We start from the raw sequence: 11,726 nt of genomic DNA on the forward strand, positions 1-11,726 counted from the left end.
GACCGGAATGAAATACACAGCACTCATACTCATATGTCTTGCAGCAGCTTGTACACAACAGATGATTGTGCCGAATACAGCTTCCACCTCCGTTTCGCAATCCTCAGATGTTTCTGAAATCACTCCTGTTTTGCCGAATGAAACCGAAATCCTCGCGGAGGGTATAGCGGCACTGGAGTACCAGGGCGGAATTGATATTGCTCGAGACCACGCAATCGATGATGCGCTTAGAAAAGCAGTGGAGCAAGGAGTAGGAGCGTATATCAACTCCGAAACACAGGTAAACAACTTCCAGTTGATCTCCGACGAAATCTACTCCAGAACGAGGGGCTACGTTTCAAGCTACAGGATAATTAATGAGGAGCAGGATGGAGACCTTTATAGAGTTGTTATCCGGGCAGTGGTAAATACGGATGGCATTGAGAACGACCTTGCCGCTATAGGTATACTGCTGGGAGAACAGGGACGACCAAGAATTATGGTTGTAGTGAAAGAGTTCTCTGAAATGTCCGATCTGTCCGATGGCAGTTCGATGGGCAGCATAATGTTCGAAACAATGCTGCTTGATCACTTCAGGGAGCAGGGATTCCCGGTGGTGGACGCGGCTACAGTTGCGGGCATACTGGAAAAGGATCAGATCAGGCTCATACTGGAGGGAGATGACCGGACAGCGGCGCTTATAGGTCTTGAGGCCGGTGCTGAGATTATTATCACGGGAACGGTTCTGCACAGGGCCACTTCACAGATGATCGCCGGATCTCCCAGGGAAATATTCGAGTTTCAGGTCAGCAACCGTGCGATTAACACAAGAACAGGCAGCGTGCTAGCGGGTTCAGCCATGACCGTAGCGCTTCCATTCAGTGAGAGCCAGGCACGGATTCGGGCAGCGGACAGCACAGCAAGCCAGCTTGCTTCCGGCATTCTGGACGGCTGGATCCGGGGGGAGAATATCACAGTCATTGTGGCGGCAAACGCTGATTTTAATGATGTCCAGGCTCTTCGTTCTGAACTTCGCCTCAAACTGAGGGGGGTTTTGGATGTGATAACAAGGGACTTCATCGGTTCAAGAGCAACTCTGGAGGTGATATCGGAAACCTCTACCGAAGAGGTTATCGATGAAATATCCAGCGGAGAACTCGATGTTGAATTTCAGATTACCGGCATGTCCGGAAACCGCGTTGAGATTATATTCACCGAGTGATTGTATTATCGCACGAAGTATGATCCAACAAAAGAGAACCGGGATCGCAGGACCCCGGTTCCTCTAGCCCGCATCATGGTTCCGCAGGTCTAATGAATTTGTTTGCGATCAGTGGGCTCGTATTCCTTATTGTACACAAATACAACTATGTTCTATCGTCGGTGGGTACATTGAAGCGTGAGCCGCGCCGTTCTTACTCGTCAACAATGATTAGTGCTTTAGGGTCTTGTGCAATACCACTGGGATATGTTCTGCAAACATATCAAAGTCACCATCCGTGGTGAACACTGCATACTTCCTGTGGATAGCGACCGCACAAATTAAGAAGTCTTTGTTGGAGCCCTGAATTCCTTTCCCGCGGCAAAGGTTAAAGTACTTTGCGGCCATCACATAGTCTTCGGTCAGTATCTGCAGGTCCGGGAAACTCTCCATGTGTTGTGACAAACGTTGAAACTGTGACGCATCCCGGATTCCCGAAAGAACCTCTTGCCTTATAGGACCGATCATCTGGACGCGGTGGTCGGTAATAAGACATCGCAGTTCCTCTACAGCCACCGATTGGACCTGTTTGGTCCTCCGGAGTGCTGCAGACCAGATGCATGTGTCAACAATGATCTTCATCTGCGTGATCGCTGTCTTTTGTAGTCGTACTTCGGGTTGTCTGTTGGATTTGTCTCACGCAGGAGTGCATACATCCCTATAGCCACGAAAAGTCAGAGCCTGCGATGCTACTGGCAAATACACCCAGATCGAACTGAAACGCTCCTTTGACTCCTTCAAACCACGTAAAGTCGGAGGCAGATACCAATGAGACTGATGCGATCAAAGGGGCCACAGAATAAACGTCCATTGTTCAAGTTACGAATAGCGGATATGACAATCTCAGCCAGACGTGTTTCCATTTCACGCATCACGGGCGTTGTGTCATCAACTATGCCGATATCCGTTTTATGTCGGGTGTAGCGCCCTTGTTGGCAGTGTATTCATCGTCATAGGCCGTCGGCAGGAACTTCGGGACCGAATACATTGCGGTAGAATTCCCAGTTGCTATCACCCAGCGCATTGAAAAGCGCCATGGTATTGTGACCGATGTCAGGTAGTACTTCAAAGGTGTGGGGAATACCAAGGTTTGTCAGATGCGAATCAAAGTCGCGATTGAAGTCCAGGGTTTCATCACGGTCGCCGATCGCTATGCGCAAGTGAGAATTGCTACTTAAAGCAAATGCATTCTGTTCCGCCAGTACCCATGGGCTCTGTGTCCTGAAATACTCCTGGTCGCTCCCGTAAACATCGCGTAGCACTCTCTCGCGGGAGAGGGCCATCCCTGAAGGACCGATTGATGGGTAAAACTCACGTTGCAGCGGTCCAGCTCCCAATGTCGAAACTGCGCCGAATATGTCATGATACCTGAAGCCTAATCGTGCCGCGCCGTAACCGCCCATGCTGAAACCTTCAATAAGCCGAGCCTCCGGTGAAGCAATGGTGCGAAAGACTGAATCAATGTGCGGAACCAGTTCTTCCACAACTATCGTCTCCATTGGCACCCTTCCATCCTTCGAGTTGCACCACATGCTTTCGAATAGCCCATTGGGGAAAACGATAAGTACAGGGGGCATTTCCCCTGCGCGGATGGCGAGATCGAAGCTTTTCACGAGATATGGAATTCCATTCAAACCTCCACCATGACCATGCAGCCAGAACAACACCGGAAAACGGCGTGTTCCTTCCGTATCGTAAAGCTCCGGTGTGTAAATGTGGTAGCTGACTTCTGACTCTGCCGCTGCACTGTAGAATATGCAGTGCTGGAGACGAGGTGCGCTAACTATGGGTGTTACCCACTGAAGCGTTGTTTCATGTCTTGAAGCTATCTCTTGAGCAGTGGTTTGTGCTTGATGGCAACCAATGAGGATTAAACCTGTAACGATCGCTAAAACCTTGTTCGCATATTGCCGAATCACCTTGCCGCCTTCCAGTTCAAAGAATTCTGACGTTCACTACCTGTAGATCTCTCTACGGTGGCCAATCCTAACAATAAGTACAATCAGTATCTCATCCTGGATTTCATAAATCACTCTGTATGATCCTATTCTTATTCGCCAGGCAGGACGCCCGGATAGCATTTTGCATCCATCTGGGCGTGGGTTGTTTGCGAGAGATTCAATTGAGGAAATAATACGATCCTGATCTTGACGATTAATCTTGCTTAGCTGCTTTTGGGCAGAGCGAAGGATTTCTATGCAGTAAGTCACTCGTCGTAATTATCGCGGATTTCGCGAACTACCTGATTGAAAGGGATACTCTCCTCTTCGGAAGATTTTGCTGCGTCGAACTCACGGATATCATCGAGCTCCTCAAGCTCATCCAAGACCTTCTCCCATTCAGGGAAAGGTAAAAGCACAGCTTTTTTACGTTTGTCTTTACCAATCACAAATTCTGGATGTAACGTTACCATAGTAACCTCCTGTAAGTATTATGCAAAAGGTAGGATAAAGATTCAACCTCTTCCTTAAAGTGACCAAGTAGGCTGAGCAACTACTCTAAAAGAACTGATGTCCGCGTTCTGTTTTTTATGTTCTTTTCTACGGCGACGGCTTTTTTGTTCTATGGGCTCGATTTGCGTTTTGTTCTTTGTGCTCCAGCCGGCACCTTTCATACTCGTCAACGTTTGAGCTCACTGGTTTTTCATAAGCAGTAGCGAATGAAAAATCCGGTGCAGTGATTTGTTTAGCCGGACATGATCGCAAACAAGATCGTTGGTGAGCATCAGATTTGATTCAACTCGACAGTAGTCAAGTCTTTGATCAGACTCACTCGAATTACTTCGTCCCAGATAGGGCCTCTGCGAACCTCCCGGTAACCGAGTTTCAGGTTTAGGTCGATCACGTGCGAATTTGCTTCCTCTGTGTGCGTGTAGATCATGTTTACAGAACGATGTAGTGACTCGATTTCAATATGTCGCTTCAGATTTGTAGCAAGCCCTTGCCTTCGAAATTCCGGATCTACCCAGAGTTGATAGAGCTCAGTGAACCGTCCATTTTCTGGGAAAATACTCCTATCAAGGTGCTTTAAGAGAAACAAATTGGCATCTGTAGATGGCTCAATCAGCAAATCTCGAAATCGACAAATGATTAAGCCAACCATACGTAATGAGGCTCGGTCTTCATACACCCATACACCAGCCCTGAAACCATTAATGTAGGATATCAGTTTTTGCCGACACCGAGCAAAATCCGATTTCGTGTGGTGCTGTGGATATTCGTGTGTGATTCCTTCATCCGCCAAATCAATGCGCACCATGAAGTCGAGATCTGCTTCAGTTGCAGCGCGAAGTGTAAGCAATTCGAGTCTCCTAAAATGGGTGTGTGATAATCCGGCTAACGTCTCGTATAATCGGCTGGCACAAACCTTGATGCGATTGTTAGCACTTTTATTTTGCTAATCTTGCGCTTACCAATCGGTTGATACTCACTCCCTCTTCTGCTGCAATTTCAGCAAGTTTGCGATGAACTTCGGGAGGAATCCGCACCATGAACTTGCCGCTATATTTCCTGATTGAAATCGGAACTGGTATTTTTTCTTTATTTTTCTTCATATCAGAGATAACATTAGCCACAAGCTGCCTTATTCCCTCAAGAGCTGATTCCTGAGTTTCAGTAAGCCAGCTCAAGCTAGGGAATTCCGTGCATGAACCAACATACTCCTGATCTTCATCGGACCATGTTACTCTGTATGTATAAAGATCATTTTTCAGTGGCATCTTCTTCACCTAGCCTCTCTATAGCACGAAGAACTTATCTAACCTGGTATGCTTTTGCTTTGCCTTTCATATTCTGGATGTTCACTCTCGGATCCCCTTGCCATGGTGTCTTGTAAACGTGATGACTTGATCCTGATTGTCTCGGTTCACCAAAATAGTATTTACATATCTTGCATAAATCCGAGGATCGAACATCCTTCGGGTTATCCTTTATTCCCTTTATCAACTTTTCTAGTTTTGTCATAGAGTATAGTATCAATATTGATACTATTTGTCAATCCCTTCCTGTGAACGCTTGCATAACCAGCACAAGTGTTACCAAAGCCCATCCCAATGCGTTTGTGGCAGGTTCATGCAGTTGTTGAACTAAGCGCCGCTTCGCAGCGCAGATTCAAAACCAGTTAACTCCCGGTTTGAAGCATACTTCCTATAGGGAGTACAATCAAGTACTGCCGTAAAAATAGGGAGAATGTCATAAAAGCATTCAAAAAGAGGATGATTGAGGATATGCAGCTTGCGGGCTTCAATGAGAGAACGCAAGTTTCATACAGCAGCGCAGTTCGAAAGCTTGTAGACTTTTGCATGAAACCGGCTGATAAAATCACCGAGAAAGATATTCGCAGTTACTTTCTCTATGTGAAGAATGAGAAGAAGTGGGCGTGTGCTATCAACCCTTTACTCGTCATGGTTCTATCTCAATAGGCACAAGCCCGTTGTCTCTGAAATTCCTCCCGACTGAATCCTGCAGATGTAAAGACCAGCCGAAACAACCTCACCATTCTCTTTCCTTCCATCACAGACGATGGAGTGCTGACCAGTTCCAAGCTCTGAATTCTCAAATGTTCTTACGATTCTTCCGGACAGATCGTACACTGTTACTGACGTCCATCCCGGCTCGGAAAGCTCGAAAGATATTGCTGCCTCAGAGTAGAATGGATTCGGACTGGCACATAGAGCAAGTCTGCTGGAAGGTTCCAGTCCGTTCCCGCTATATAGACAACTCCGTCTGTGATGGCTGGACTGGATTGAATGAACATACCACCTGTCTGGTAAGACCACAGCTCTGATCCAGTTTCGCAATCCAATGCATATACTTTTGCTCCGTCTGGAAAATAGGATTCACCATAGAAGACTACTCCATCTGTAATGCCGGAGGAGCCATGTTGGTAACCTGGCAAAGACCATATGGTGCTGCCGGTTGGTGCTTCAAGACAGTGATAGGAACCTCCCCAGTTCTGATCAGCAAAGAAAAGTTTACCGTCATGCCCGTTTATATAGACCGCACTGTCAACAACAATTGGAGAAGAGTCCCAGTAGCCCGCGAAGGCATCCGTATTCTCCCAGATGATCGCTCCAGTAATAGCATCCACGGCATACAAAGGTGTCTCCTGACCAGGTGCGTATGTTGGAATAAAGACCATGTCGTTCCAGACTGCCATGCAGCTGGATATGCCACCGGATAGAGTATCCCTCCATATTTCTGCACCTGTGTATGCATCAAGACAGTAAATGTCAGAACAGTTTGAAGTATGACTCCCACAGTATACTCTTCCATCAGTTACCACAGGCGTGTTTCCATAAACATTCGCACTGAATGTAGCCCAGATCCTTTCACCTGTCAGAGCATCCAGGCAGTAGAGGGAATCGCTGGGGCTGTAGAGAAGTCCATCCATTACAGTTACAGCATCATCATTTCCTCCAGCCCTGTATTTCCAGATCAAGTCTCCTGTAGCGGCATTAAGGGCATATAGGGAATCACCACCCATGTTCTGGGGATAGTAAACGATTCCGTTTACGACAACAGGAGTGGGGAATTCATGCACATCTCCAGTAACGGGCGCAGTCCAGAGAACAGTGTTGTCCACTGGAGCTGGAGACTTCGAATAACCTGTATTGCAGTTGTTACCCATGTATGTATACCAGTCCGTATTCAGTCGGGGAATCAGGACTGCTGATTGTCAATTAAGTTCATAATTGACTGAATCAGGAAGATCATTCTCATTTTCAACAATGGCTCTTAATGCCAGCCAGTCGCCGTCGTAGGTTTCACCATCAACAGGTTCAGTGATTGTTAGATCAATGATGGATATCAGGATTGCTGTGAGGATCGTTCCGAAAGCCATAATGTCCTCCTAAACTCATATATCCATAACGGTCGGCTTCAGCGGTAGCGGCGGAACAGGCAGATGACAATTGCAGGCTGATACACATTCTACTTGTCGCGCAATTGGCTGAGCGGTGAAGCCGATGTCCGCCTGAAAGCCGTTGCTAGGTTTTGTCGCCATTTCCCAAAGTTATTACGATTTTCCCTCGGGCATGTCCTTCTCCAAGATACCGAAGCGCTTCAGCAGCCTCACTTAACGGATACCGTCGATCAATAACGGATTTTACTTTGCCTGCTTCAAAAAGTTCTTTTATAGAAACCAGATCGTTTTGGCTTTGTTTTGCTCTTACGCCTACCATTTTCCTGCCGCCGGTTTCTGACATTATTGAACCCATGAGCATGGACTGGAAGATTTGAGCCATGGTACCTCCGGCCATCACATAAATGCCCTTGGGAGTCAATGCGCGCTTATAATCTGAGAGTGAATGATACCCGTTTGCCGCAAAAACAAGATCGTACTGCTGACCATTATTGGTGAAATCCTCTTTAGTGTAATCAATAACATGATCTGCCCCAATCGAGCGTGCCTGCTCCAAATTCCTCGTGCTGCACACGGCTGTGACCTCGGTGTCAAACGATTTGGCAATCTGAACCGCAAAAGTCCCTACCCCACCTGATGCCCCATTGATCAAAACCTTTTGCCCCGCCTGGATATGCCCCTCATCGCGCAGGCCCTGCAGGGCAGTGATCGCCGCCATAGGTATCGCTGCTGCTTCATCGAACGAAGTATTGACCGGCTTCAACCACAATGCGCTTTCAGGCGCACTTGCATACTCAGCAAAACCACCCTTTACCATCCCAAACACTTCATCTCCCGGCTGAAACTGCTTGACGTTTCTGCCAACCGTTTCAATCCGCCCCGCCACATCCGCACCGAGTCTCGAGTCTTTAGGTTTGAGCAGCCCCCCGCCCATCAAGCGAATCAAGAATATGTCAGCGGTCAGGAAATGCCAGTCATATGCATTTACGGATGCCGCACTAATTTTTATCAAAACTTCAGCATCTTTAGGCGTTGGTTGTTCTACATCCTTAAGCTGAAGAACATCCGGTGATCCGTATTTTGTGTACACAATTGCTTTCATAGTATTCCTCCTGGGTCACAAAAAACCTAACTCCCTGAATAACCTGCACAAATATCAGTGAAGCCTCCTCTCAAGCGTTTGTGGCAGGTTCATTCAGTTGTTCAGTGCTCTTTTTGTGTCCCTTAAAAACAATCCGCAAGACATCATTATTATTTTCTGTAACTAAAAAGGATGCAAGCTTCCCTTTTTCAATTTTATAATTTCGGGATTCCGTTCTTAATACTCCATCGCTTTTGCAGGCGGAATCAAGATTTTGCCATATTGATTTGTAAACAAGGGAATGAGTTAGCTGTTTGACTTGGATAACTTCAGTGGATACGAAGTATTTATAGAGAAAAGATTCACCAACCTGCTCTAATTCAACAACAGTAGCATTTTCGGTTTTGGCTTTGGATATGAGCTTGAGAAATTCTCGCTCAAAACATCCTTTGCAGATTATTGATGGTGACATTTGCTCATATTTTTCAGCAAGCGAGATGAGCTCTTCATCAATATATTTTAGCTGGCGTGTATCAGCCAAAATGTGATAAGTATCTTCAAGTGCATAATCCATAACGCTATTCAGGTAGCTTGCTATGATTATTTTTGTTAATGTATCCGGAAGACGTGGGTTAGCATTCTGAAAGGATGTTTGCAGATCATTGCCCTCAAAAATGCTTTTGTAGATTGACCTGGCACACAGGTTTTCAGAATTAGAACCCGCTTCACCAAATGTTTCCAAAGCTTTCAGAAGTCCGGTTGTGATTACTCCGTATTTCAGAGCATGAATCAGGTGAATCGATTCCTTGTAAGATAAAGCTTTCATCTAACTCCCATAGCAGTTTCATAATACACTGAACGTCTGCCATGAGGCGCGCTGTAAAGCGTCAACTCGATGGCTTTGTTAGCCATCGTGTTTCTTCTTTGCCAAAATCTGAAAGATGCGTACTGCGCTTCCATTCATAGAAGAAGCATCAATGTTGTCTTCGTTTATAATTTCAAATTGCGATAAAAGCTCATATATCCACAGCATATCGTGATGCCTAACCACTGCTCCTTCAGGGAGGCGAAAAGTACCAAACAAACCAAATTCTTTTTCGAATTGACGGTATCTCTCCTGGTTTTTTGCGTTTTGCTGAAAGGGATAATCGCTGACGATTAACACCCCGTCGGGAATCAGTACTCTATTTATCTCACTTATTATTTGTCTTTGACCGGCGTTGGTAGGTACGCAAGTTAGAACAGCCAATAGAGTGCAGGCAACGAAAGAATTATCAGGAAAGGGAATTGTTGCTCCATCAAAATGTTGAATATTCAGGCCGGGATTTGAAGATTGACCACGAGAAATCATTTGTGATGAGATATCAATTCCAACAACATTGTTAAAGCCACCATTTTTCAGTTCTATGCAAGTACGCCCATATCCGCATCCATAATCCAATATTTTACCGTCAGCAGGTATTGACTCCCTAATCTTTTCCATATCAATTGGGTGAGTAAAAGTTTTTTGAGTGGCAACACTATCCCAATATTTTTCTTGCATATCAATTTTTTTCATTTTATTCCTGTGGCTAACATTTGCTTAACTTGCAACGCGTTTTGGCGCGGTTTGTGCGTACACGAGCGAAGCGAGTAGCACATAACCGTGACATAGCGTTGTCAAGTTGAAGCAGTTGATACTCATTGAGGCCTCCCCCTCGGCATGCCATCCTGGTATGCTGTGGGTGCAAACTATTTCCCTAACAAGGAGGAGACCCAATGAGGTTTTATACCAATACACACCAATATTACTGCGGAATAGATCTTCACACCAGGGTGATGTATCTCTGCATCATCAGTTCGGATGGAGAAATTGTTCTTCACCGGAATATGAAAGCTGATCCGGAATCCCTTCTCAAAGCTATCGAACCTTACAGACCGGATGTCGTTGTTGGAGTGGAGTGCATCTTCACCTGGTACTGGATCGCGGATCTTCTTTCCCATATCCAGAATACAAACAGCCAGTACAACCAGCCCGGATTCGGAAGGTGCAATATAGCTCACAAGTGTCGGCGGGAAGAAGTTCTGAGTCATTTCAAGAACTCTGATGTGCTTGCGAGTATAAAGGCAGACAGCGCAGTTGATTGGATGGTCGCTCCGCTCCCGCAGAGAAGAGAAATGTTCGGTAACGTGTTCTGCTCCTCCCCCGACCCTGGAGCTAACTGGTGAATGCTACGGCATTCAACCCGACAATTGATTGGACGGCATGAGGGAACGTATGTGTTTCTAGGACGAGAAGGAAATATCCTTCCCGGTTCATCAAGGATGAATCGCTGATCCTCGATAAGTGTTTGGTGCAGGTGTGCCACGAAAGGAAGTGCTAAGGAAAAAAATATCAGCATAACTGTGCTGCACAAAAGATGAGGGAAGACCCGGCAGTTACTTCCCAAAGCCTGTGCTTCGGGTAGAGATACCCAAAGCCGACGGCGGCAAGAGGCCGCTTGGAATACCGACAGTTGCAGACAGAGTTGCTCAGCAGGTTGTAAAACAGCGACTGGAGCCGGAATTGGAGAAACATTTCCATCCTGACTCTTATGGCTATCGACCTGGCAAGTCTGCTCTGGATGCAGTCGGCAAGGCGCGTAAGAACTGCTGGAAGTACAACTGGGTACTGGACATTGATATCAAGGGATTTTTCGATAATATCGATCATGATCTCCTGATGAAAGCAGTACGCTTGCACACGGATGTGAAATGGGTGGTTCTGTATATAGAGCGGTGGCTGAAAGCCCCGATCTCTATGCCTGATGGATCACTTATTCATCCGCAGAAAGGGACTCCCCAGGGCGGAGTTGGCCAGTCCGCTGCTGGCTAATCTCTTTCTTCATTACGCATTTGACAAATGGATGGAGCGGGAAAACCCGACCATACCCTTTGAAAGGTACGCAGATGATGGTGCATGCCACTGTAGAAGCCAGGCTCAGGCGGAAGAGCTGAAGGAGAAACTGAAGGAACGGATGAATGAAGTTGGGCTGGAACTGCATTCGGATAAGACAAAGATTGTCTACTGTAAGGATGCTGACCGGCGAGGAGATTTTCCCTGCACCAGTTTTGATTTTCTGGGTTATACTTTTAGACCAAGAAAATCAAAGAACAGGTGGGGAAAGCACTTTATCAACTTCACACCGGCAATCAGTAACAAAGCAGCCAAAGCAATTCGGCGAACTTCACGAGGTTGGCATTGGCCCAAACGCAGTAATCTTGATTTGGAGGATTTGGCCAGGCTATCTAATCCTGCTATTCGTGGATGGATAAACTATTACGGGCGGTTCTACAAATCGGAGTTATTCCCAACGCTACGTTGTCTTGATCGCCGGTTGGTGATGTGGGCAACGAGGAAGTACAAGCGTTTTAGAGGACATCGCAGGAAAGCAAAGCATTGGCTGGATCGCATAGCGCGACGAGAACCAGAGTTGTTTGCCCACTGGAGAGTACTCTACGCATAAGGCTGAACGATAAGAGCCGGATGAAGGGAGACTTTCACGTCCGGTTCGGAGAGAGCCT

Annotated in this window: 15 protein-coding genes and 1 pseudogene; 4 read left to right on the top strand and 12 right to left on the bottom strand. The window is 46.5% G+C overall.

What is annotated here, in order from left to right; translation table 11 throughout:
• Positions 1–7 precede the first annotated feature (7 nt).
• Complete coding sequence (locus tag K8S15_11130; GenBank protein MCD4776586.1) at positions 8–1,201, top strand: flagellar assembly protein T N-terminal domain-containing protein; 1,194 nt, start codon at positions 8–10, stop codon at positions 1,199–1,201.
• A 210-nt stretch (positions 1,202–1,411) separates the two neighbouring features.
• Here K8S15_11130 and K8S15_11135 read toward each other — a convergent pair whose 3' ends face one another.
• From K8S15_11135 to K8S15_11160, 6 genes are all read right to left on the bottom strand, one after another.
• A complete protein-coding gene (locus tag K8S15_11135) occupies positions 1,412–1,822 on the bottom strand; it encodes a PIN domain-containing protein (GenBank protein MCD4776587.1) in 411 nt (136 codons plus the stop codon).
• Between the two features lie 368 nt (positions 1,823–2,190).
• On the bottom strand, positions 2,191–3,159 hold the full coding sequence (locus tag K8S15_11140; protein ID MCD4776588.1) for an esterase family protein: 969 nt from the start codon (positions 3,157–3,159) through the stop codon (positions 2,191–2,193).
• A gap of 36 nt (positions 3,160–3,195) precedes the next feature.
• On the bottom strand, positions 3,196–3,450 hold the full coding sequence (locus tag K8S15_11145; protein ID MCD4776589.1) for a type II toxin-antitoxin system RelE/ParE family toxin: 255 nt from the start codon (positions 3,448–3,450) through the stop codon (positions 3,196–3,198).
• A complete protein-coding gene (locus tag K8S15_11150; protein ID MCD4776590.1) occupies positions 3,447–3,653 on the bottom strand; it encodes a hypothetical protein in 207 nt (68 codons plus the stop codon). Before K8S15_11150 ends, K8S15_11145 begins: the two co-directional genes overlap by 4 nt.
• Positions 3,654–3,964: 311 nt before the next feature.
• Complete coding sequence (locus tag K8S15_11155; GenBank protein MCD4776591.1) at positions 3,965–4,540, bottom strand: GNAT family N-acetyltransferase; 576 nt, start codon at positions 4,538–4,540, stop codon at positions 3,965–3,967.
• A gap of 88 nt (positions 4,541–4,628) precedes the next feature.
• Positions 4,629–4,958 (bottom strand): type II toxin-antitoxin system HicB family antitoxin, encoded by a 330-nt coding sequence (locus K8S15_11160; GenBank protein MCD4776592.1) that lies wholly within the window; start codon positions 4,956–4,958, stop codon positions 4,629–4,631.
• A 495-nt stretch (positions 4,959–5,453) separates the two neighbouring features.
• Between K8S15_11160 and K8S15_11165 the strand changes: the two genes are divergently transcribed.
• Entirely contained in the window at positions 5,454–5,660 is a 207-nt protein-coding gene (locus K8S15_11165; protein MCD4776593.1) for a phage integrase N-terminal SAM-like domain-containing protein, read from the top strand.
• Here K8S15_11165 and K8S15_11170 read toward each other — a convergent pair.
• From K8S15_11170 to K8S15_11195, 6 genes are all read right to left on the bottom strand, one after another.
• Complete coding sequence (locus K8S15_11170; GenBank protein MCD4776594.1) at positions 5,649–5,831, bottom strand: hypothetical protein; 183 nt, start codon at positions 5,829–5,831, stop codon at positions 5,649–5,651. The two genes, K8S15_11165 and K8S15_11170, sit on opposite strands and share 12 nt — an antisense overlap.
• A gap of 2 nt (positions 5,832–5,833) precedes the next feature.
• Positions 5,834–6,823 carry a PQQ-binding-like beta-propeller repeat protein gene (locus K8S15_11175; GenBank protein MCD4776595.1) on the bottom strand — a complete coding sequence of 330 codons (990 nt, stop codon included), beginning with the start codon at positions 6,821–6,823 and terminating at the stop codon, positions 5,834–5,836.
• 93 nt (positions 6,824–6,916) lie between these two features.
• Complete coding sequence (locus tag K8S15_11180; protein ID MCD4776596.1) at positions 6,917–7,081, bottom strand: hypothetical protein; 165 nt, start codon at positions 7,079–7,081, stop codon at positions 6,917–6,919.
• 145 nt (positions 7,082–7,226) lie between these two features.
• Positions 7,227–8,204: an NAD(P)-dependent alcohol dehydrogenase gene (locus tag K8S15_11185; protein MCD4776597.1), complete on the bottom strand. Its 978-nt coding sequence runs from the start codon at positions 8,202–8,204 to the stop codon at positions 7,227–7,229.
• A 70-nt stretch (positions 8,205–8,274) separates the two neighbouring features.
• Positions 8,275–9,009 (bottom strand): hypothetical protein, encoded by a 735-nt coding sequence (locus K8S15_11190; GenBank protein ID MCD4776598.1) that lies wholly within the window; start codon positions 9,007–9,009, stop codon positions 8,275–8,277.
• A 78-nt stretch (positions 9,010–9,087) separates the two neighbouring features.
• Positions 9,088–9,741: a class I SAM-dependent methyltransferase gene (locus K8S15_11195; GenBank protein MCD4776599.1), complete on the bottom strand. Its 654-nt coding sequence runs from the start codon at positions 9,739–9,741 to the stop codon at positions 9,088–9,090.
• A 200-nt stretch (positions 9,742–9,941) separates the two neighbouring features.
• On the opposite strand from K8S15_11195, the gene K8S15_11200 reads away from it, so the two are divergent.
• Together K8S15_11200 and ltrA are read left to right on the top strand one after the other, a co-directional pair.
• Positions 9,942–10,391, top strand: coding sequence for a hypothetical protein (locus K8S15_11200; protein ID MCD4776600.1), 450 nt, complete (start codon positions 9,942–9,944; stop codon positions 10,389–10,391).
• A gap of 175 nt (positions 10,392–10,566) precedes the next feature.
• Positions 10,567–11,668: pseudogene (gene ltrA, locus K8S15_11205) on the top strand (group II intron reverse transcriptase/maturase).
• Positions 11,669–11,726: the final 58 nt, after the last annotated feature.

The sequence above is a fragment of the Candidatus Aegiribacteria sp. genome (genome assembly GCA_021108005.1).
Lineage (GTDB): Bacteria > Fermentibacterota > Fermentibacteria > Fermentibacterales > JCC-6 > Aegiribacteria.